Origin of the sequence: Mesorhizobium sp. WSM3866 (assembly GCF_002294795.1) — a bacterium.
Taxonomy (GTDB): Bacteria; Pseudomonadota; Alphaproteobacteria; order Rhizobiales; family Rhizobiaceae; genus Mesorhizobium.
The window spans coordinates 139,450-160,794 of sequence record NZ_NSGC01000005.1; the positions used below are offsets into that span (position 1 = coordinate 139,450).

The 21,345-nt window shown below is 63.5% G+C and carries 21 protein-coding genes and 1 tRNA gene; 11 read left to right on the plus strand and 11 right to left on the minus strand.

Annotated features, from left to right (window positions below; all coding sequences use genetic code 11):
- Positions 1-40 precede the first annotated feature (40 nt).
- From gor to rpiA, 3 genes are all read right to left on the minus strand, one after another.
- The gene (gene gor / locus CK222_RS13740) at positions 41-1,429 is read right to left on the minus strand and encodes a glutathione-disulfide reductase (protein WP_067320039.1); all 1,389 of its coding nucleotides are present in this window, start codon (positions 1,427-1,429) and stop codon (positions 41-43) included.
- Between the two features lie 115 nt (positions 1,430-1,544).
- Entirely contained in the window at positions 1,545-2,180 is a 636-nt protein-coding gene (locus CK222_RS13745) for a DUF2059 domain-containing protein (RefSeq protein ID WP_095777683.1), read from the minus strand.
- Positions 2,167-2,898, minus strand: coding sequence for a ribose-5-phosphate isomerase RpiA (rpiA, locus tag CK222_RS13750; protein WP_095800869.1), 732 nt, complete (start codon positions 2,896-2,898; stop codon positions 2,167-2,169). Before rpiA ends, CK222_RS13745 begins: the two co-directional genes overlap by 14 nt.
- 153 nt (positions 2,899-3,051) lie before the next feature.
- Here rpiA and CK222_RS13755 point away from each other — a divergent pair, with 153 nt between their 5' ends.
- Both CK222_RS13755 and CK222_RS13760 read left to right on the plus strand, forming a co-directional pair.
- On the plus strand, positions 3,052-3,732 hold the full coding sequence (locus CK222_RS13755; protein ID WP_095800727.1) for a phosphoglycolate phosphatase: 681 nt from the start codon (positions 3,052-3,054) through the stop codon (positions 3,730-3,732).
- A 126-nt stretch (positions 3,733-3,858) separates the two neighbouring features.
- A tRNA-Val gene (locus CK222_RS13760) sits at positions 3,859-3,933 on the plus strand.
- Between the two features lie 85 nt (positions 3,934-4,018).
- On the opposite strand, the gene CK222_RS32270 is transcribed toward CK222_RS13760, so the two are convergent.
- Positions 4,019-4,189, minus strand: a complete 171-nt coding sequence (locus tag CK222_RS32270; RefSeq protein WP_164746760.1) for a hypothetical protein — start codon at positions 4,187-4,189, stop codon at positions 4,019-4,021.
- A 42-nt stretch (positions 4,190-4,231) separates the two neighbouring features.
- Positions 4,232-4,483 carry a hypothetical protein gene (locus tag CK222_RS13765; RefSeq protein ID WP_095800728.1) on the minus strand — a complete coding sequence of 84 codons (252 nt, stop codon included), beginning with the start codon at positions 4,481-4,483 and terminating at the stop codon, positions 4,232-4,234.
- A gap of 351 nt (positions 4,484-4,834) precedes the next feature.
- Here CK222_RS13765 and CK222_RS13770 point away from each other — a divergent pair, with 351 nt between their 5' ends.
- On the plus strand, positions 4,835-5,521 hold the full coding sequence (locus CK222_RS13770) for a Crp/Fnr family transcriptional regulator (RefSeq protein ID WP_067320180.1): 687 nt from the start codon (positions 4,835-4,837) through the stop codon (positions 5,519-5,521).
- Positions 5,522-5,537: 16 nt separating this feature from the next.
- Here CK222_RS13770 and CK222_RS13775 read toward each other — a convergent pair whose 3' ends face one another.
- Entirely contained in the window at positions 5,538-9,812 is a 4,275-nt protein-coding gene (locus tag CK222_RS13775) for a cytochrome P450 (RefSeq protein WP_095800729.1), read from the minus strand.
- Between the two features lie 119 nt (positions 9,813-9,931).
- Positions 9,932-11,716 (minus strand): adenylate/guanylate cyclase domain-containing protein, encoded by a 1,785-nt coding sequence (locus tag CK222_RS13780; protein ID WP_095800730.1) that lies wholly within the window; start codon positions 11,714-11,716, stop codon positions 9,932-9,934.
- 167 nt (positions 11,717-11,883) lie between these two features.
- On the opposite strand from CK222_RS13780, the gene CK222_RS32885 reads away from it, so the two are divergent.
- Both CK222_RS32885 and CK222_RS13790 read left to right on the plus strand, forming a co-directional pair.
- Positions 11,884-12,375 (plus strand): PepSY domain-containing protein, encoded by a 492-nt coding sequence (locus tag CK222_RS32885; RefSeq protein ID WP_245433031.1) that lies wholly within the window; start codon positions 11,884-11,886, stop codon positions 12,373-12,375.
- Positions 12,376-12,487: 112 nt separating this feature from the next.
- Complete coding sequence (locus CK222_RS13790) at positions 12,488-12,952, plus strand: hypothetical protein (RefSeq protein ID WP_095800731.1); 465 nt, start codon at positions 12,488-12,490, stop codon at positions 12,950-12,952.
- Here the strand turns inward: CK222_RS13790 and CK222_RS13795 are convergent.
- The gene (locus tag CK222_RS13795) at positions 12,944-14,818 is read right to left on the minus strand and encodes a murein L,D-transpeptidase (protein WP_095800732.1); all 1,875 of its coding nucleotides are present in this window, start codon (positions 14,816-14,818) and stop codon (positions 12,944-12,946) included. The two genes, CK222_RS13790 and CK222_RS13795, sit on opposite strands and share 9 nt — an antisense overlap.
- 344 nt (positions 14,819-15,162) lie before the next feature.
- Here CK222_RS13795 and CK222_RS13800 point away from each other — a divergent pair, with 344 nt between their 5' ends.
- A complete protein-coding gene (locus CK222_RS13800) occupies positions 15,163-15,564 on the plus strand; it encodes a rhodanese-like domain-containing protein (protein ID WP_066989852.1) in 402 nt (133 codons plus the stop codon).
- A gap of 53 nt (positions 15,565-15,617) precedes the next feature.
- Here CK222_RS13800 and CK222_RS13805 read toward each other — a convergent pair whose 3' ends face one another.
- Entirely contained in the window at positions 15,618-16,526 is a 909-nt protein-coding gene (locus tag CK222_RS13805) for an alpha/beta hydrolase (protein WP_095800733.1), read from the minus strand.
- A 47-nt stretch (positions 16,527-16,573) separates the two neighbouring features.
- Between CK222_RS13805 and CK222_RS13810 the strand changes: the two genes are divergently transcribed.
- Positions 16,574-17,026, plus strand: a complete 453-nt coding sequence (locus CK222_RS13810) for a MarR family transcriptional regulator (RefSeq protein WP_067320018.1) — start codon at positions 16,574-16,576, stop codon at positions 17,024-17,026.
- An 18-nt stretch (positions 17,027-17,044) separates the two neighbouring features.
- On the opposite strand, the gene CK222_RS13815 is transcribed toward CK222_RS13810, so the two are convergent.
- Together CK222_RS13815 and CK222_RS13820 are read right to left on the minus strand one after the other, a co-directional pair.
- Positions 17,045-17,656 (minus strand): pyridoxamine 5'-phosphate oxidase family protein, encoded by a 612-nt coding sequence (locus CK222_RS13815; protein WP_067320176.1) that lies wholly within the window; start codon positions 17,654-17,656, stop codon positions 17,045-17,047.
- 83 nt (positions 17,657-17,739) lie between these two features.
- Positions 17,740-18,093, minus strand: coding sequence for a DUF971 domain-containing protein (locus tag CK222_RS13820; RefSeq protein WP_066989863.1), 354 nt, complete (start codon positions 18,091-18,093; stop codon positions 17,740-17,742).
- Between the two features lie 193 nt (positions 18,094-18,286).
- Here CK222_RS13820 and moaA point away from each other — a divergent pair, with 193 nt between their 5' ends.
- From moaA to CK222_RS13840, 4 genes are all read left to right on the plus strand, one after another.
- Positions 18,287-19,282 carry a GTP 3',8-cyclase MoaA gene (gene moaA / locus CK222_RS13825; protein WP_095800734.1) on the plus strand — a complete coding sequence of 332 codons (996 nt, stop codon included), beginning with the start codon at positions 18,287-18,289 and terminating at the stop codon, positions 19,280-19,282.
- 157 nt (positions 19,283-19,439) lie between these two features.
- Positions 19,440-19,832 (plus strand): hypothetical protein, encoded by a 393-nt coding sequence (locus CK222_RS13830; RefSeq protein ID WP_245433033.1) that lies wholly within the window; start codon positions 19,440-19,442, stop codon positions 19,830-19,832.
- A 112-nt stretch (positions 19,833-19,944) separates the two neighbouring features.
- Positions 19,945-20,301 (plus strand): hypothetical protein, encoded by a 357-nt coding sequence (locus CK222_RS13835; protein WP_067320009.1) that lies wholly within the window; start codon positions 19,945-19,947, stop codon positions 20,299-20,301.
- A 121-nt stretch (positions 20,302-20,422) separates the two neighbouring features.
- Positions 20,423-21,343 (plus strand): DMT family transporter, encoded by a 921-nt coding sequence (locus CK222_RS13840; RefSeq protein ID WP_095800735.1) that lies wholly within the window; start codon positions 20,423-20,425, stop codon positions 21,341-21,343.
- Positions 21,344-21,345: the final 2 nt, after the last annotated feature.

Genomic DNA, 21,345 nt, shown 5'->3' on the forward strand with positions numbered 1-21,345 from the left:
GCGCCGCCGGCATGGCCGGCGGCGCCTTCCCGGCTTGGCTTCAAACGCGCTCGCCGTTCTTCACGCGATAGGTCGGCTTGTACATGGTGACCAGCTCCTCCGCCGCTGTCGGGTGAACGGCCATGGTGCGGTCGAAATCGTCCTTGCTCAGCCCCGCTTTCAGCGGAATGCCGAGCAGCTGCGCCATCTCGCCGGCGTCAGGTCCCAGGATATGGGCGCCGAGCACTTTCCGCGACGCGCCGTCGACCACCAGCTTCATCAGCATCTTTTCGTCGCGGCCCGACAGCGTGTGCCGCATGGGACGGAAAGACGCGCGATAGATCTCGATGTCCGGGAAGCGCTTGACCGCCTCGTCCTCGGACAAGCCGACGGTGCCGATCTCGGGCTGCGAAAACACGGCCGTCGGAATGGTATCATGGTCTGGCGCTGTCGGATTGCCTTTGAAGGCTGTCTCGATGAAACACATCGCTTCGTGGATGGCGACCGGCGTCAGTTGCACGCGGTGGGTGACGTCGCCGATCGCCCAGATATTGTCGATGCTGGTGCGGGAAAATTCATCGACGATGATCGCGCCGGTCTTGCCGAGCTCAACGCCGACGCCTTCGAGGCCCATATTCTCCGTGTTCGGGATGCGGCCGATCGCCAGCATGACCTGGTCGACGGTCAGCGTCTGACCACTGGAGAGCAGCACGTCCAGTCTGCCTTCAGCGGTCTTGCGCACCCATTCCGAGATCGAACGGCAGAGGATCCTGATCCCCTTCTTCTCCATTGTCTCGTGCAGCGAGCGGCGAAGGTCCATATCGAAGCGCGAAAGAATTTCTTGGCCACGGTAGACCAGCGTGGTGTCGACGCCCAGTCCATGAAAGATGTTGGCGAATTCGACGGCGATATAGCCGCCGCCCTCGATCATGATCGCCTTCGGCAATTCCTTGAGATCGAAGGCTTCGTTGGAGAAGATGCAATATTCGTGGCCGGAAAGCGCCGGGTGCGGAGCCGGACGGCCGCCCGTGGCGATCAGGATCTGGTCGGCGCTGACGGTGCGGTCTTCGGCAGTGAGATAGACGGAATGTGGATCGACCAGCACGGCGCGCGAGTGGAAGGCCTCGCCGCCCGCACCTTCGACATTCCTCTTGTAGATCGCCTCCAGCCTGGCGATCTCCTTGTCCTTGTTGGCGACCAGCGTCGGCCAGTCGAAGCTTGCCTCGGGCACCATCCAGCCATAGCCGGCGGCATCGGCGAAATGTTCGGGGAATTGCGAGGCATAGACATAAAGTTTCTTCGGCACGCAGCCGCGGATGACGCAAGTACCGCCATAGCGATACTCCTCGGCAATGGCGACGCGCTTGCCGAGCGAGGCGGCCACACGGGCCGCCCTCACCCCGCCGGAGCCGCCGCCGATGACGAAGAGATCATAGTCGTAACCGGCCATCGAAAGGACTCCTGCGCAATGGAAGTGTGTCACAGGTAGGCGGACAGCAGGCAAAAGAAAAGCCCGGAAATCCGGGCTCTTCTGGTCAAGTCGGCCGTCGGCCGCTTGAAACGGATCAGTTCTGCGAATTGTCGGCAGGAGCCGAGTTGTCGGCAGGAGCCTGGTCGTCTGCAGGCGCCGAATTATCGGCAGGAGCGGAGCCGTCGGCAGGAGCGGCCGCATCCTTCGCAGGCTTGGCAGGAGCCGCGGCCTTTGCGGCGGCGGCGAGCGTTTCGCCGACCTGCTGGGCGAGGTCGCGGGCGACCCCGTTCTGCCAAATGTCTGCCGCCTTCACCAGGTCGCGCGTGACCGCCGGGCCGCTGTCGAGCAGCTTCTTGCCGGCTTCCGAGCTGTAGAAAGTGGCGATATCGTTGAGGTCCTTTTCGGAAAACACCTTGGCGTAGGCGAGCGCCGCCTCCTTCTCCAGGTCGGCGCGGCGCGCCGCCAAGCCCATGGCCTTTTCGGTGACCGTCTTGCCGATCAGTTCCTGCATGTCGGGGTTCTTCTGGATCAGCTGGTTCTCAAGCGCGGCCGCCGCCTGCGGCAGGATATTGTCGAACGGGTCGGTAGCGTGGATAGCCGCAACTGCGGCCCGTGCGGCCTTCAGATGCGATTCGCTGATATCCTGCGAAAACGCCGGCGAGGACAGCGCAAGCACCGCTGAGGCCGCCAGAATGGTCGAAAGGCGGCGAACCCGTTTATGCAACATCATGGTCGATAGAACTCCCTGGTTTTCGGGCGGCATGGACGGTTTGGATGCCGTCGCCGCCGGCGATGACGGCGGTTGACGCCAGCCCGATGAATAGACCGTGCTCGACAACGCCTGGAATGGCGAAGAGAGCATTCGAAAGCGCTCTTGTATCCGGAATGCGGCCAAAAGATGCATCGAGGATAAAGTGGCCGCCGTCTGTAACAAATGGCTGCCCCCCCGTCATCCTCAATGTCACCGGGCCGGCAAGGCCGAGGCTTGCCGCCGCCGCGCCGACCGCGATCTCGGTGGCGCGCAGGCCGAACTTGTTGACCTCGATCGGCAGCGGGAAACGGCCGAGCGTCTCGACCATCTTGGACCGGTCGGCAATCACGATCATGCGCTGCGACGCCGCCGCGACGATCTTTTCGCGCAGCAGCGCCCCGCCGCCGCCCTTGATCAACGTTAGCGCGGGATCGATCTCGTCGGCGCCGTCAATGGTGAGGTCGAGCTCCGGCGTTTCCTCGAGCGTCGACAGCGGCACGCCAAGCTCGCGGCAGAGTGCCTCGGTGCGCTCGGATGTGGGCACGCCGATGACGCTGAGGCCGGTCGCGACCTTTTCGGCGAGCAGCCGGACGAACTCGTCGGCGGTCGTGCCCGTGCCGATGCCGAGCCGCATGCCGCTGCTGACATGGGCGAGCGCCGCACGCGCGGCCTCGACCTTCAACTGCCTTGCGTCCATGCCGCTCCTGTCCCCGGTTTCCATGGTTTGGCGCGCCTCCTAGCATTTTTGCCTTTCCCGTCAAAGGCTCTGCCTGTGGACCGACGGAGGCGGCTTGCTTGACCACCGCGCAGCTTGTATCGGCTGCGGAACCTCAATCATTCAGGACTGGCCATGACCCGACCGATCATCGTGTTCGACCTCGACGGGACGCTCATCGACACCGCGCCGGATCTGCTCGACAGCCTCAACCACAGCCTGGCGGCCGCGGAGCTTGCCGCGGTCGACCAAGCCGGCTTCAAACGCTACGTCGGCCATGGCGGCCGCGTCATGATCGAACGCGCGCATGCGGCGCAAAACAAGGCGCTGATGGCGGAAGAGCACGACCGGCTGCTGAAGCTTTTCCTCGACCACTATACGATCAACATCCCTGGCAAGTCCTGCCCGTATCCCGGCGTCGTCGCAGCCCTCGATCGCTTCCAGGCCGCCGGTTATCTGATGGCGGTTTGCACCAACAAGTATGAAGCGAATTCGGCGACGCTGATCGGCGCGCTCGGTCTCGACAAATACTTTGCCGCGATCTGCGGCCAGGACACTTTTGCCTTCCGCAAACCCGACCCGCGCCATCTGACCGAAACCATCAAACTGGCTGGCGGCGATCCGCACAACGCCCTGATGGTCGGCGATTCGCAGACCGACATCGACACCGCCAAGGCGGCCGGTATTCCGGTGGTGGCGGTCGATTTCGGCTATACGGATCGTCATGTGCGCGAGTTCGAACCGACGCTGGTGATCTCGCATTTCGACACGCTGACGCCGGAATTGGCCCAGCGTCTGATCGCTGCGGCGCGCTGAGCGCCTGCCCAGATCGAGCCGGCAGGAACCTGAAATCGATCCGCAGGATAACGACGGCACATTGCCTTGACTTCGCGCACCCGCCTCCCTTATATCGCGGCTCGCTTCAGCCTTCGGGCAACGAGCGGGCGATTAGCTCAGCGGGAGAGCACACCCTTCACACGGGTGGGGTCGCAGGTTCAATCCCTGCATCGCCCACCATCCAACTTCCTGAAAGTTGGATGATCCGGCCGCGATGAACCTCTTCAATTTCGTGCAGCGGGACAGCTCGCGTCCGGGAGGACGCTTAGATCAGGCCTCGGCGCACATTCAAATGCGTTACTCCCGTCACCAGAATGGCGCCAGTCATGAAGTAGAGCGTGGCTATGATGTTGCCCTGATGGAAATGCAGCCCGGCAAACAGCAGGGCCATAACCACGGCAAGAAATGCGATTACACGCGAGAAGTTATCGGGCATGGGGCAGCGAACCTATGCAAATAGGATGATGGCCGCCCTCAATCAGCCGCGCGCTCCATAGATCGGTTTTCGCTTTTCCGCAATTGCCTTTTGAAGCACTGCCGCAATATGGTGCCTGCTGCGGCGGGTGCCGACAACCGGGCCGCTGCCCTTGTCGCCGACATTTCGTTCGAAGGCGCTGAGTTCGTCGGTCGGGGTCGGTCGGACTGGTCCATGCAGGGCGGCGGCAAGCCGCTGCTGGACAGGCGACGCTTCTGTGATCGCCTTCACATACGCCGCGGAGGCGTCGCGCACAGATATCGCACCGGGTGGCACTGATGCATGGGCTCCAACGGCCTCCGGGCCTGAAAGCTCGGCAGGGAGTTTCGATCACCTAGCCATTTTCAGATTTGCTGTTCGCGCGCGTCGGTCACCTCCCGCCACGCGCGCGAACGGCGTTTCGTGGTTCGGTTCGCGTCCGCCAGCGCGCTCCGGTTTCCCGCTGCAAGGGACAGTTGCCGGCCAATTTGAGTGCCGGCAGCGCACGACTGGCGCCCGATCTACAAAGGCCGTCGTGTGTTGCCGCAATCGCACGAAAGGAGACAGGCCTTGATCGAGCATGCACTTGTCATACAATTTCCGCTCAACGAGAGGCGGAACCGCATCATGTCCACAGCCAGCGCAGACGACAGGAGCACCCTGCCGCGTCTGGCGCGGATCGATCCGCGCCAGTTCGATCTGCTGTTCGGCGGCTGCAAGGTCGAACGTTATGCCGCCGGTCAGCACCTGTTCGTCCAGGAGGACGCATCCGACCGCATCTACGGCGTGATGAGCGGCACGGTCGAGATTTCGCTCTATTCACCGGGCGGGCAGAAGCTGGTGGCCAATATCGAGCTGTCGCGCAGCCTGATCGGCGAGATCGGCGCGCTCGACGGACGCCCGCGCACGGCAACCGCCATTTGCCTCACCGCATGCGAGCTGGTTTCTCTCAGTCGCACGCAACTCTTTGATCGCATTGAAAAAAATCCACCGCTAGCGCGCGCCATGATCGAGCTGCTGTGCACGCGGCTGCGCTGGGTCAGCGGCGAGCTTGGCGACCAGGCCTTCTTCGGCATCGAGGCCCGGCTGGCGAAACGGCTGGTGTTCCTCAGCGGCGTCATGGCCGACCCCGCCGGCTGGATCCCGATTTCGCAATCGGAACTCGGCGAATTCCTCGGCGCGACGCGCGAGTCGGTCAACAAGACGCTCAACGACTGGCGCAACCGGCACATGATCGACATCAAACGCGGCGGGCTGCGCATCACAAATGCCGCCGCGCTGAACCACATCGCCGCTTCGCAGGACGACGACTGAACGATTCTGACCCGAATCAGAGCCGCGAAATCAGGTAGCGCAGCGCGGACCGGCTCGGCATGAAGAAGTAGCCGCCGCCTTTCGTGGTGACGAATTGCGGCATGTCCCTGAGCACCGTCACCTTTTCCCAGGACGGAATCGAGAATCGGCCGCCGCCGTCGCGCGCGCCGATCGTCGGATCCTTTTCGCCGACAAGGCCTTGGAACGAGCTCGACGAGACCCAGGTCTGCTGAATGAACTCGTATTGGCGTTCGATGTCGGCGTTGAGGCACATGAAGAGAAGCCCCTTCTCGACCTTCCCGCTGCGGTCCTTCTTCTCATAGGTGCGGCCGACGCGCAGGATGCGGTGGCGCTTGCCGATCCTGATCTGCGTCTCGCGATCCTCGCCAAGCGAGTCGCGCGGATTGGAACGGCGTATGTGCGAGCCGAGCGGACAGCGATGCCCCTGCGGGTCCTCGGCGCCGAGCGCGAAGTCGTTGTCGACGCCACGACCCGGGCGGCCATCGGGGTTGCGCACCAGCGAACTGCCGTCCTGCCAGCGGCCGAGCATCTTGGCCGCGACCCAGCGCGGCGTGATGGCGTTGTCGCCGGTCTCGCGCGCAGCCCGCGCGGCGGCATGCTTGCAATAGTCATCGAATAACTCGACATGCTGCTCGAACTGGCGCACGACCAGGAACGAGCCGTTGCGGCCGAAATCGCGCGGCGGCGGGGGCTGACCGGGGATCTGCCGGTTGCGCCGCACCTGAGACAGGATGCCGGTCCGATCCTGTGCTGCCCGGACGGAGGGCGAGGCTGGATAGAACCCATGCTCGTCGCGATAGCCGAACAGGAACTCGCCCGGCGCGACCAGGTGCATCGGCGCGGCACCCTTGCTGGCGCGCGACGTACCCCTGACGATCGGCTGCGAGACGCCGTCGGCAAAGCCGAAATGCTCGTAGGCGCGGGCGCGCTCCGGCTTGCCGTCGTTGCCGGCATGTTGCGTTGTCCCACCGTCCTTCTTTGGCTCGCGGTTCACGACAAGCGGCAATTCGGCAACGATCTTCATCCCCGCGCCCGTCGTCTTTCGCTTCGCGGCCGCAACCTCCCCCTTCAGTACCGCCGGCTCCGCGGCGTAGCAGATGACGACTGCGTCGACCGGCGCCGTGGCCGAACCCCACTGCCATTTGTCAGGCGCATCGGGGCCGGTGTCGTCGAGGATGCGGCTGCGCTCTGGATTGCCCATGCCGTGGCGAAAGGCAGCTGGGAATGTGTCCAGCGGATCGTCGTCGACGCCGCCCTTCAGCCCAAGACGGCGCAAACCGTCGGGACCGAAGGCCACCGTCATGGCGCGTCCGGCCGGCACGCCGTCGCCGAAACTGGTCTTGTCGATGACGAAGTCCAGCCACGCTCTGCGTTGCATGGCCGGCAGTTCTTCCGGCACCCGGATCGCCAGCATATGCGCGTGGCCAAGCGCGCCGAACGGGCCGAAGAAAATGGATTGGATCTCGCCGGCTTCCAGTTCTTCCACGGGCGAAGGCGCCGGTTCACGGCCGACGGTTGCAGCCGGCCTTGCCTGCGGCCGCTGCAGCGAGCCGAACAGGCTCACCCAGTTGCGGGCCTCGCTGCCGGTGGCGGAAGCAATGCCGCGCCGGATCTTCGAGTTGATACGGATGCGCGCGGTGTTGAGATGCGGATAGGCAGAGTACCAGAACAGCGTCGACACCTGCTGACGCCGCGCCCAGCGCTTGAAGCGGTCCCCGTCGCGCGCGCCGTCGAGGAAGAGCCAACGCGTGCGCGGGTAGCCTTCCGTGTTGCTCCATACGCCGGTCAGGCCCTCTGAGGCCTTGGCGATGAAGTCCTCGAGATAGCTTTCCCAGCTGCCGCCATAGTTGGAGAAGAACATCAGCTTGTCGGTGCCCGGCAGCAGCACCCAGCGGGCGAAGTGAATGGTGTTTATGGTGGCGAGGAACCCCGGCTTGAACACCTTCTGCGCCGATATCGAGATCAGGTAGAAGGAAAGCCTCAGCGCCAGCCGCCGCAAGGTGCCGGCCTTCATCGTCGATATCGCGGTGAGATGGTTTTGCGCGCAGTGGTCCTCATTGGCGAGTATCCTGTCCAGCGCGCCGAGATCGATCGGCGTGTTCTGCGGCCGGTCCTTGTCCTCGAGGCGCCGCAGGCTGAGGAAGCACAAGCCGATGAACAGCAGGGCTATCGCGAGCAGCCCCAGCACCGCCAGCAGAAGCGCGGTGCCGGCAATTGCGACGTTGGTGAAGGTGACACCGTGCGGATTGCCGAACACGAGCACATAGGTCATGCGCCAGCAGGCAAGGATGACGATCGCGACGGTGGCGAGCACGGCCGGCGCAAGCAGTGTCGTCGTCAAGGCCCGCCACCAGCGGCCCGGGGGCCGCTCCAGCAGGCTCTCAGCCGGCTCGAAGGCCCAGCCGAATTGCCCTAGCGACTGGGCATGCCGGCGCGCCTCGGTGAGCACAGCAAGGGCGTTGCCTGTACCCGCGCGCGGCTTTTCGACGATCTCGCGCACGCTGTCGGCGAGCTCTGCCTCGGCAAGGATGCGGCGCACCGAATGGCCAGGCGTTCCGGAAAAAACCAGCCCTGCCGTGCTGCCGAAGGACGGCGAGATCTCGATGTGATGCTTCTTCAGGAAGTCCTGCAGCGAAGCGTCGTCGGGCAGACCGCATACGGCCCTGAAGATCGGCCGCAGCCGGTGGCCTATGGCCTGCGTGATGGCACCGATGACATCGTCGGTGCTGCCGTCGCCGGAGATTTCGAGGACGAGCGCGCCCGTCTCGAGGTCCAATTTCTCGTCCCTGCCGGTGGCGGCGACAGCCAGGCTGGCGAAGTGGACCGTGCCGACATTGTCGAGCGCATTGCCCACCTCGTCGATCGCCGGGTTGCCAAGTGCGCCGACCTTGTCGCGCACGGCATCCAGCGGCACCGCACGCCTGATCGGGCAAACCACGGTGACCATCGACTGGTCGACTGTGCGGCAAAGCGGCGAGCGCTCGAAATCGACCTTGAGGCTGGCCGGATAGGCGCCGACATTGACCATCTTGCCGGCTCTGCCGCGCGCGCGGCGGAGCTTGGGCTTGCTGAACAGGGCGCGAACGCATTCGCCGATCTGAATGCGGGCCATCTCGGCCCCGATGCACAGATGAATGCCGTGGCCGAACACCATGTAATCGCGATAAGGCCGCGAGGTGTCGAATTCGTTTGGCCTTTGCACGATTTCCGGATCGAACATGGCGGAAAGCGTCGCCGGCATGACGACCGTTCCGGCCTTCACAAGGCGCTCTCGCCGCGTGCCTTGGCCGATGACCGCGTCACGGGCGGTGTAGCGCCACGGACCGACCCAGATCGGCTTGAAGCGCATGGCTTCCAGGATCGCCCGATCGAGTTTGCCGGTACCGCCCGCTGCAATGGCTGCGTCGACAGCCTGCCTTGCATCTGACCGCGACAGGATGACGTCCAGGCAATTGCCGCCGGCAAGCACATTGGTCGGAACGAAGCCGGCAATCATGCCGAGCATGATCGAATGGATGTCGGGCTGCGATAGGCGCCCTTGATCCATGAGCGCGACGAGGCGCGCCAGCGGCCGTTCGTCCTTCCCTCCCCTGTCCCTGATCGCGGCAATCGAGCGGTCGATGACCTTGATCAGACGATCGCCGCCGACGATCGCGAGCTGACGTGTCGTTGGGCTCGCTGTCGGATCGGAAAAGAACAGCGCGCTGAGCGCGATCGACCAGTCGGCGAATTCGGTTTCATCGTCGATCTCGAGGCCGAAATAGTCGCGACAGATGCGTACCGGAACGATCTTCATCAGCCCGCCGATGGCGTCGAAGCCGGGGCTGGCCCGGGTCATGATGTCGCGCGAATGACGCTCAGCGATCGGCCTGACGGCGGCTTCGACTTCCGCCGGCGGAAAGGCGCTCAGCACGGCCGATTTCATTTGCCGGTAGGCGGCCCCGTCCTGCATGCCGAGGATGAAGTTCGATCCCCTGGCCAGTTCCGCCATTTCCGGCCCGTACGGCGTCTCGAACTCGTCGCCGCGCTCCAAAATGTCGCGCACATCGACGCCTTTGGTGACAAGCAGGAAATTGCCGAAGGCCAGGTTCGGCCAGAAGCGGCGCAGCAGCGCCAGCAGCCAGCGCGGGTCGTTGAAAAGGAAGCCGGCGATACGGGACGCAAGCCCCTTGGCGCGGAGCCGGTCGATATCGAAGGGCGGCATTTCGGCGACAGGGCGCTGGCTCTTCTGGGCAGCGCGGACAGCAGCGAAATACTTCAACTTGATCATGCGCGTTCGAGCCCCCCGGCTGTCCACGTCACTGCGATGCCGGCTATTGTCTGGCCTAGGTTTGGTTCGGTCCGGCGTATGTGATTTTTTTCACAATCATCGGTGTTCGGTTCCGGCAATCATGCGATGGACTTGGCCTGGCCGAAATTCGCGATCAGGAAGTTGTTCTTCGCAGGATCGACGAACGGTATCCAGCGAATCCGCTGCTCGGAAAAATCGGGATGCCTGGTTGCCAGAATGGCGCGTTCGCGTTCGGCCTCCTCAAGACGGCCGCTCCGCATCAAGGCGCCGATTTTGAGGAACCTGGCGTAGAAATAGCCCGGCGAAAGGTTGAGCGAGCGATCGGCAACCGCAATTGCGGCCGGCCAGTCCTCGACCAAACAGTATGCGGCAGCCAGCTCGCCCAGATTGTGAAAGCGGTAGAGGTCGAACGGGCTCAGCCGCTCGGTATCCAGGAAGGACGGGATCGCGCCGGCGGCATCGCCAAGCAGCAGCCGCGCGCTGCCCATTGCCGAGCGGGCGAAGGCAAAGCTCGGATTGATGTGGATCGCCTCGGCCAGATGCTCCGCCGCAGATGCCGGCTGGCCGCGCATGATGTCGGCAGCCCCGAGATAGGCGTGCGGCCGCGCGTCGAGGCTGTCCATCAAGAGCGACTTGCGCGCAAATTCTTCGACCTTGGCCAGGTCGTCGCTGTCGCCGAAGCGCAGCCATGCGCGCCAGAAATACCACCATGCCAGCTCGTTCAGCACGGCGCTGGAATTCGGATCTTCCTGGTAAGCCTTCTCGAAGAATTCGAGCGCGATCTCGGTGTCTTTGCGCGTGCGCCTGTTCATGTGCCAGCGGCCCCGCCGCACCAGCTGCCAGGTCTCGAGGCTTTCCCACGGCACCTGGAAGGTGCGCACCTGCTCGGCTCGGTCGACCTCCTTGTCGAGGATCGAAACGATCTCGCTGCCGATCTGGTCGCGCAGCCTGAAGATGTCGATGAGGTCGCGGTCGAAGCGCTGCGACCAGACCAGGCGCCCGTTCGACGTGTCGGTCAGCGAGGCGTTGAGGCGTATCTGCCCGCTGTGGCGCGCCAGCGTGCCGCCGACGATGTAGCGCGCGCCAAGCGCATTGCCGATGAGCCTGGTTCCGAGCTGGTCGTCGCGAAACTGGAAGCTGGAGCCCTTCGCGATCACCGAGAGCCAGCGGGTGTTGGACAGGCCGTAGATGATGTCTTCCGCAATGCCGTCGGCCATGTAGCCGACGTCAGGCTCGCCTCCGTTGCTGCCGTGAAACGGCAGCACCGCGATTGCCGGCGGGCCCTTCGATGCGAGTCTGTCATGGACGGGAGCGGTAGGGATGGCGGCCAGGGGCGCAGCAATCGCCGCGCCGTTGCCGCCGCGTCCGGCGATCAGCACACGTACAGGCAGGGCGATGTTCTTGAGCATGAACTCGCCAAGGTCGGTGAAAACCGCGGCCGTCTTGTCCTTCACGTGGTGCCAGGTCGTCTCTGAGATGGCTAGACCGTCATGTGGAGCGAATTCCTGCAGGCGCGCGGCAATGTTGACGTCGTCGCCATAGAGGCGGCCCTCGCGGACGATGACGTCTCCGGTGTTGATCCCGGCCCGGAACGGCATGCGCATCTCATCCGCGGCCGAGGCATTGAGCGCCATGATCCGGTCCTGGAAATCGAACGCCGCGCGCAAGGCTTCGATTGGATTGCCGAATTCGGCCATGATGCTGTCGCCGGCAACGCCAAACGTGCGGCCGCCAAAGGCGCCGCAACTGTCGGTGATGATATCGCGCCTTTCCTCGAAGGCCGCGACGGCGCGCTCGTCGTCGATGCCCATCAGCCGCGAAAAACCAACGGCGTCGATAGAAATGATTGTCGCAAGCTGACGGGTATAGTTCCGTTCAGCCATGGTTGAGCCCCCGGTCCCTGTTTTCGGTTCAGAACAGGCGACTTCCGCTCCAAAAAAACTTCGCCGTTTGCCGATGGAAGATCCCCGGCAGGCTCGGCGCGCCGTTGCCACCCTGTTGGTCCGGGACTCTAACAGGGTCTGGCCAAAAGCTCTACCACGAACAGCTAATGGAAGGCGGTTTCGGCGCAAGCCATGGTCGTTACCTGAAGTCCGATGTTGCAGAAGCCTCCTTACTTGTTGGATTCACGCCGTTTTACTTATTTAAGCTTTCGCGAATAGAGGTCGCGCCGGCCGTGACGGACCAACTGTGGAGCAAGGCGTTGCGGCCCGTTGGCGGAACCAACGGGCCCGGATTCGAGTTGTCAGCGCGTTCATGCCACCACGAGAGATTGAGGGCAGTCATGCGCGGTGTTCTTTTGGCAAGCGGTATCGCGTTTTTCCTTGTCGGCGGGTCGGCTTTCGCGGCCGAAGCGCAAGCGCTGCCGCCGCAAAATGCCAAGAAGCTCTCGGAAATCCTGACCAAGGTCGAGAAGCGGAGCGACTTCCAATATATCAAGGAGGTCGGCTGGAGCAGCGACGGCTATACCGTTACCTATTACACGACCGACAAGGCCAAGGTCGAAATCACCTACGATCCGGTCACCGGCGAACCGAAGTAACGCCTGATACGGCCGCCCGCAGCTGGGCCGGCGCCTCCCTATCCGAGACTTGCGTCGATGCACGTTTGATGGCTGACTGCGCCCATGATTGCGGGCACGGGGGTGCATGGGAATGGTTGGCTACGTTCTAAAGCGCATCCTGATGGTGCTCGCCGGCTATCTGATCGCGGTGCTCGTCGGATTGGTCGCGTTGGTCGCGATCTATGCAGCGCTGAGCTCGCTGCCCAACGCCCCAAGCTATTTCGAGCTGATGCAGTTCACGCCCGTCGCCGTGCTGGTCGTGCCGCCGCTTGGCATGTTCGTCTATTTCCTGACGATCGTGGCGACCGGCATGCAGACTCTGATCTTTGCGCTTATTGCCGAGGTCTTCTCGTTGCGGAGCTTCTGGCTGCATATGCTGTTCGGCGGCGTGGTTGCGGCCGCCGGTTTCATGCTGCTCTCGCCGGGCGCGCCGCACGATCCGGAACGCTGGGCCGACCTTGGCATCATCGTCGCGGCCGGGCTGGTGGCCGGTTTCGTTTATTGGCTCATTGCCGGACGTGATGCCGGTTTCAGGCGGCCGCAGCGCTTAGGTTGACGGTGCGCGCACCGCTTCGGTCGCATCCAGCGCCTGCATCAGCTTCGAATCGCGATCGTAGACGTCGTCGAAATATTCGACCTTGCCGGACATGTCCGGCCAAGCGGTGAAATAGGCGACATAGACCGGGATGACGCGCGTGACATTCTCGGTCGAATGACCATGCTTCAGCTTCTCGGCGATGTCGTCGACCGACGTGCCGAGCACAGCGGCCGCCATGCCGCGCGGATCCTGCAGGCGTATGCAGCCATGGCTCAGCGCGCGCATGTCGCGCCCGAAGAACGACTTCTGCGGCGTGTCGTGCATGTAGATGGCGTGCTTGTTGGGGAAGAGGATCTTCAACTCGCCAAGCGCATTGGCCTCGCTCGGCTGCTGGCGCACGCTGAACGGGATTTTGGCACCGTAGGCGCCCCAGTCCACCGCCGCAGAGGGAACTCGCCTGCCGCTGGAATCCGTCACCTCATAGCCGGCGCGGTCCAGATAGCCCGGATCGCTGCGCAGCCTCGGCAGCATCTCGTTGACGATGATCGACTGCGGCACGCCCCAATAGGGGTGGAAGTCGACCTGCTTGATCTGGTTGTAGAAAAATGCGGTCTGGTTGGTGACCTTGCCGATGACCACGCGGGTCTTCAGCTTCTCCTCGCCGTTGTCGATGTAGCTTGCGGTGAAGGCCGGCTGGTTGATGAAGACGCGCGGGCTGCCAAGATCGGAGGGGAGCCAGCGCAGCTCTTCAAGCGCCGCCATGACCTTCTCGACCTTGTCGGCCTTGGACGTTCCGGCGAGCGAGGCGACGGTGCGCGGGCCGATGACGCCGTCGCCCTTCATGCCGGCCCGCTTCTGCACCGCCTTGATCACTGGCACCAGTTCAGGATCGTAAACCTCGCTCTTGCCGAGCCGGGCGAGGGTCTCGCCAAAGTCACCGCCCATCTCGTCATCGAGGTTGCGCGCGATCAAAGTCAAAAGCTTGGGCAGTTCCGGGCTGCTTTCACCGGGCTTCAGGAGCAGCTTCGGATCGACGACGATCTCGTTCTCCTCGCTTGCCTGGAGCGACTCCAACTCGACGCGCAGCGCCTGATATTCAGGGTTCTGCGGGTGCCGCGATTCGAGATAGGTGCGCACCTCTCGCGTGTGCGCCAGCGTCTTCAGCACGCCTTCGAGATCGAGCGGCTTGCCCGGAAAATCGTAATAGCCGGTCATGCGGTTCGGATCGACTCGGCCGCTCTGGGCGTCATGGGCGTAGCGCAGCACGCGCGCCGATAGCGCCATCTCGAAGCGAACCAGTTCCTTGGTCCGCGCTTCGGGCAAGGCGGCATTCGTGGCCGCCGCAGGAACATCGACGGAATAATCGGCAGGCGTCAGGCCATAGCTCGCCGCTCCGCCAAGCACCCGCACGGCATCCTGCGCCCTGCTGTTGGGTGCATCCCCTGTCACCCAGATGAAATCCGGATTGGCCGAATAGTAGGCGATGAGCGCCTTGGCGATATCGGGCTCGGCAAAGAGTTCATAATCGCTCAGGCCCGCCAGCGCGTCGCGGAACGCGCTTCCGGTTACGGAGGGCACAAAGGCAGCATCTTGCGCGGTCGCGGGCGGCGGAGCGGGCAGCAGCGACTTGAAGTCGACGCGCACAAGCTTGTCGGCCCTGTAGGTATTGTAGGTCGGGCTGCTGATCCTGACGCTACCGCCTGTGCCAGGCTGCACCTTGCGCGGCTTCGGCGGCGGCGGAAATTCTCCTTGGGAATTGTGCCGGATGCCGCCGCCGAACAGCATGTCGAACAGCCCCTGCGCGCTCGCCGGCTGCTGGCCGAAGGCAAGCGCCGTCGCGATCGCGATCGGCATGACGGCCATTTTGTTCCCGAGGATTTTCATGCTTCACCCGCACCGGTTGAAACCGGTTTCCCGTTCCGCGCCGCTAGACGGTCCCGCCCTCCGCATGGCGGATGTAATGCGCGACTGTACCGATTCATACTGATTCCGTTAAGCTTCCATAAATTTTCGCGACCGTGTTGCAGAACAGTTTCACATCCGTGTGAGACACAATGCGGCAGGGCGGCTCCCGGTTTCAGACGCCTCGGTAACAATCAGGCGTTGGCGCTGTGCGGCCTTGGCGACCATGGCCGACCTTCCCTCCTGACAAACATCGGCCCGTGACAAACAGCAGTCTTTGTGATCGAAATTCCGGCGGGCGCGAGCCATGGCCTGGAGGATGCGCAGTGAAGAAGGGATATCGCGAACTTCTCGACGAAGCGAATGCCGAGATCGAGGTGGTTTCGCCTGAGGAAGCTGCCGGGCTGCTGGAGGATGACGGCACCATCTTCGTCGACCTACGTGACCCCCGCGAGGTCGAGCGCGACGGCAAGATTCCCGGCGCCAAGCATGTGACGCGCGGTATGCTCGAATTCTGGATCGACCCCGAAAGCCCTTACCACAAGCCGTTCTTCGCCTCCGGCAAGACCTTCGTCTTCTTCTGCGCCGGCGGCTGGCGGTCGGCGCTGGCGACCAAGACGGCGCAGGACATGGGTCTCGCCCCGGTCAAACACATCCTTGGCGGCTACACAGCCTGGAAGGCTGCCGGCCTGCCGGTCGAGCCAGGGCAGAAGAAGAAGGCCGACTGAGCCATTCGCAACTACGGACGGAAGACGCCAGCAGGCGTCTCCCGCAGTCATTTTCAATGCAGCGCCGGTTGCCGTTCCTCGGCGACGAAGCCCACGGCGCGCGCGACGACATCCTTGTCGGCAAGGATGCGGCGGTGGCCAAGCCCTTCGGCCCAATGCAAGCTCACATGATCGCCGGCTCCCGCATATCGTTTTGCGTGATCGGCATGGACTTCGCGGTCGTCCGGCGCATGGATGATCAGCGTCGGCACCGGAGCCTCGGCGAGCTGGCGGTCGCCCGTGAAATCGCTGAGCGGCCGTCCCGACAAATGCTTCACCCGATCCGCCATGGCGACCCGGGAGCGCGGCCCGACATTGAGCCGGTGGCTGAAATCGTCGAAGATCGCCGGCAGCGAGCTCGGCGCTGCGATTAGAACCAGTTTCTCGGCCGCAAGCGGCGGCATGCCTTTCACCGAAGCGGCAACCGCATTGGCGGCGACGGCGCCGCCGAAGGAATGGCCGACGGCGGCGGCAAACGGGCCGAACCATTCGCCTGCGACTCGCACGGCGTCGACCGCGGTCACCATATTGAGATGTCGCCCGAGCGAATGGCCGTGGCCCGGCAGGTCAAGCGAGACCACCTTGTAGCCGGCGTCGCGAAACCCATCGATCAGAGTTCGCATATATTCGGTGCGCGAGCGCCAGCCATGGATGACAAGCACGGTGCCGCGGGAGCCCCTGCTCGGCCCCGGCCGGAACTCATGCACCGCAACGCAATCCGCCTTCGTCTTCAGCCGGTGATGGCGCGCCTCGGCCATGAAACCCGCAGCGCGCTCGACTGCGCGGCGCTCGCCATCGCTCAAGGCCTTGACGTTTGGCGTCCGGCAGAACAATTCGAACGCGGCGCGGCCACTGAGACGCGGCGCGACATGCTCGGCCGCGCCGAAGACGCCTCGGATGACCTTCAATCCAAATGATGCCATAGTGTCGGTCCAACCATTCGTTCAAGCATGAACATAATAGTTCAAACATGAACATTAAGCAAGAGCTGCCCTGGGACAATCCGCGCTTCCGCAACTGGGTTGCGGTGGCGCGCGCCTGCCATGTGCTGGAGCGCACGCTGGCGGTGAAGCTCGCGCCGCTCGATCTCAAACCGGCGCAGCTCGACGTGCTGATGAACCTCTACCGTCATCCCGGGATGTCGCAGCACGACCTTGCCCGCAAGCTCTTGGTCGGCCGCTCGAACATCACGATGCTGTTGCCGCAACTGGAAGCCCGCGGCCTGTTGCGGCGCGAAGGCGACGAAAAGGACAAACGCGTGCTGCGGTTGAACCTCACCGAAGCCGGCGAGGCCCTGCTGATGCGGGCGCTGAAAGTACATATGGCGCTCATCGAGAAGGCGATGAGCCAGTCGACGCCGGAGCAGTGCGACATGATCGGCGAGCAGATGCGCAAGATCGCCGATGTCCTGAAGGAGGCCTGACCGGCGCTCTCGATGCCGCTACCACATGGTCTTCTTTGCCCGCTCCGGCCATTCCTTGTCATATGCGGCGCCATTGATATTCCTGCGGCTGGTGAGCTCGAGGATCTGGCCGGGCGTCGGCAGCGACTTCGGGTCGGCATGCTTTGCCGGGTTCCAGAGCTCCGAGCGCACGATGGCGCGTGCGCACTGGAAATAGACCGCGTCGACCGCGACAACGGTGATCGACCGTGCCGGCTTGCCATCGACCATGAAGGACGCGCAAAGCTCGGCATCGGCTGTGATATGGGCGCGGCCGTTGACGCGCAGCGTCGTGCCGGAGCCCGGCACAAGGAAGAGCAGCCCGACGCGCGGATCGCGAATAATGTTCTTCAGCGAATCGGCGCGGTTGTTGCCGCGCCTGTCGGGCATCATCAGCGTTTTTTCGTCCAGGAGGCGCACGAAGCCGGCGAGATCGCCGCGCGGCGAGCAGTCCAGCCCCTCCGGCCCGCAGGTCGCCAGCGCCACGAAAGGCGAGGCTTCAATGAAGGCTGCATATTCGGGGATCACATGGTCGAGCTCCTTGACGACCGAGGCCTCGCCAGGCAGGCCGTAGAGGGCTTCGAGCTGTTCGACCGATGTGATGAGCGACATCTTTTCGCCTCCTGACCTTTTGCCGGCGCTACTCTATGTCCATGACGCTTTGACGACACCCAGTCAAACGTCTTGGCGCCAGGCTAGCGGTCGCGGCTGAGCCCCTTCTCGGCCAGCTCGGCGAGGTAGGCGTTCCAGCGCTCGTCCTTTTCATGCCCGAGCGTGTGAAGATAGTTCCAGGTGAAGATGCCGGTGTCGTGGAAATCGTCGAAGGTGATGCGCACCGCGTAATTGCCGACCGGCTCGATCTTAAGAATCGCGACATTGCGCTTGCCGGGCACAGTCACGCGCTGATCCGGCGAATGGCCCTGCACCTCGGCAGAAGGCGAGGCCACGCGCAAGAACTCCGCCGGCAGTTCGAACGGCTGATGCCCGGCAAAGGTGACGGTGAGCAGCTTGCGGTCCTTCGAGACCCTGAGTTCCTTCGGCGCCGTCATGTTTCTTCCTATATGCGTTGCGCCCTTCCCTACGCCGGTTCGCGCAGTGCGAAAAGGTTATAGAAGGCAGCCGACAGAGAATGTCGGTCGGGGAATGTTACCAAAGATCGAGAGCTTCTATCTTGAATGCGCGGTTGGATCGTATCACATAGCCGTATATAACGACGCTGCTCAGGCCACGGAAGCGCTTGCAATGGACATGATCGACCCTTTCGGTCGCACGATCAGCTATCTGCGCGTGTCGGTTACCGACCGCTGCGATTTCCGTTGCACCTATTGCATGGCCGAGGACATGACCTTTTTGCCCAAGAAGGATCTGCTCTCGCTCGAGGAGCTCGACCGGCTCTGCAGCGTCTTCATCGAAAAGGGCGTCAGGAAACTCAGGCTCACCGGCGGCGAGCCGCTGGTGCGCAAGAACATCATGCATCTGGTTCGCCAGCTGTCGCGGCATCTTGAGAGCGGCGCGCTGGAAGAGCTGACGCTCACCACCAACGGCTCGCAGCTGTCGCGCTTTGCCGCCGAGCTCGCCGACTGCGGCGTGAAGCGCATCAATGTCTCGCTCGACACGCTCGATGCCGACAAATTCCGCCAGATCACCCGCTGGGGCAATCTCGGCAAGGTCATGGAAGGCATCGACGCCGCGCAAGCGGCAGGCCTGAAGGTCAAGCTCAATGCCGTGGCGCTGCGCGACTTCAACGACGCTGAAATACCGGAGATGCTGCGCTGGGCGCATGGTCGCGGCATGGATCTGACGGTCATCGAGACCATGCCGATGGGCGAGATCGACGCCGACCGCACGGACCAGTATCTGCCGCTGTCGCTGCTGCGCGACTCGCTTGAGCGCCAGTTCACGCTGACCGACATTCCTTATAAGACCGGCGGCCCTGCCCGCTATGTCCAGGTCGCCGAGACCGGCGGTCGGCTCGGTTTCATCACCCCGATGACGCATAATTTCTGCGAAAGCTGCAACCGCGTCCGGCTGACTTGCACCGGCACGCTCTATATGTGCCTCGGCCAGGAGGACGCCGCCGACCTGAGAGCGCCGCTGCGCGCCTCCGAAGGCAATGAGCTGCTCGGCGAGGCCATAGACGAGGCGATCGGGCGCAAGCCGAAGGGCCATGATTTCGTCATCGACCGCCGCACCAGCCGACCCTCGGTATCGCGCCATATGAGCGTCACCGGCGGCTGATTTTTTCTCCGATTTGGTGCAGGATCACCCTCGGTCACGGACCTTGGGGGCATCATGAAGTGTGTTCATCTCGTCCAGGGCGCGCCTTTGGTGATCGCCTTCTCGTTGCTGACGATTGCGACGACAGCGGCAATCGCAAAGCCGTTCACCTACGTCAATGCGCGCCTTCGGCACGTCCTGCACCTTTCCCGACGAGATTTTCAGCGACCGCTTGCCCGAGCCAGAAAACGGCGATGGGCAGCAATGGAGCGTGCCCGACGGCGCCAGCCTGACCTGCTCGGGCAATTATAACATCGACAGCGACACTCCGAAGGGCTTCGTCGCCGACGAAAAGGCAAACACCGGGCCGGGCTACAAGATCACTTACAGCAAGACCGGGAAGAATTGGGCGGTGGTTTCCGGCATCAAGGGCGACAAGGTCTTCTACGAACGGCGCCTGTTCGGAAAGGATGGTGTCATCCGCACCGTCTGGATCGAGTATCCTTCCTCGCTTAAGGCGAAATACGATCCGCTGACCGGGGCGATCGCCGCCAGCCTGCGCGGCCCTTGAGCTGCGCTCGGCGCACTGGAAATAAACCACCGCGCCGACTTCCACCCGATTTACCGCCGACTTGTTCCGGCCTAGCCTCATGAAGCGATTTTCGCATTCAGGGGGAATTCTCATGCGCAAATTCTTGGCTTCGCTTGCAATGCTCGGGATTGCCTTGGTGCCTGCGGCCGCTCAGTCGATCGGTGGCACCTACACTGTCGCCGGCACCAATTTCGACGGATCGAAATATGGCGGCGAGGCAACCATCACGCTGACCAGCGACACAACCTGCACGATCCATTGGGAAACCGGCGGCTCGTCCTCCGACGGCATCTGCATGCGCAATGACGATGCCTTTTCCGCCGGCTACGTCATGGGCAAGGAAATCGGCCTCGTCGTCTACAAAGTGGAGAAGGACGGCTCGTTGCACGGCCTGTGGACCATCGCCGGCCAGAACGGCAACGGCACCGAGACGCTGACGCCGAAATAATCGCTCCAGTAACGCAGCCGATCTTGAGGGCCGCAGGAACCTCCTGTGGCCCATTTCTTTGACGTTGCTGTCTTGCCGCTGGCTGTTAGACGCTTGCGAGAGAACATAACCGGAAGCGCCCTTGCCTCTTTCGCCAAATCTTCGCGGCGCACTGTTCATGGTCGTGGCCATGATCGGCTTCACCTTGAACGACGCGATCACCAAATTCTCCTCCGAATCGATGAACATGGCGCAGGTCATGCTGGTGCGTGGCGCCTTCGCCTCGCTCTTCGTCGGTCTGCTCGCCTGGCGGCGCGGCGCGCTTGCTGATCCGCGCGCCATGCTGCAGCCGATGGTCGCGCTGCGTGTCGCCGGCGAAGCCGGCGCGACCGTGTCGTTCCTGATCGCCCTTGCCCATTTGCCGATCGCCAACGTCTCCGCCGTTCTGCAGGCGCTGCCGCTGGCCGTGACGATGGGCGCCGCACTGTTCTTCGGCGAGGGCGTCGGCTGGCGCCGCTGGCTCGCCATTGCCGTCGGCTTTGCCGGCGTGCTGATCATCGTGCGGCCGGGCTTCGAGGGTTTCAGCGCCTATTCGTTGCTGGCGCTGGCGAGCGTCGGCTGCTGCGCGGTGCGCGATCTCGCCACCAAGCGCATCCCGCAAGCGATCCCGACCATGCTGGTATCGACCGCGACTGCGCTGGCCATGACGATCCTGGGTGCGCTGCTGCTCCCGCCGATGGGCGGCTGGACGCCCATGACCGCCAAGGCGACGGCGCTGCTGGCGCTGGCCGCCGTGCTCGTGCTCATCGGCTATCAGTTCATCATCATGGCGATGCGCTCGGGCGACATCTCCTTCATCGCGCCCTTCCGCTATACGGCGCTGCTGTGGTCGATAGTGCTCGGCCTCGTCATCTTCGGCGATATCCCCGACCTGCCGATGATCGTCGGCGCCGCGATCATCATCGGCTCCGGCCTCTACGCGCTCTACCGCGAGCGCCTCGTCGGCAGGCGCCAGCCTGCCGCCGAAAGCGCTGGACCCGACATGGCGCCGGACGGCATATAGGC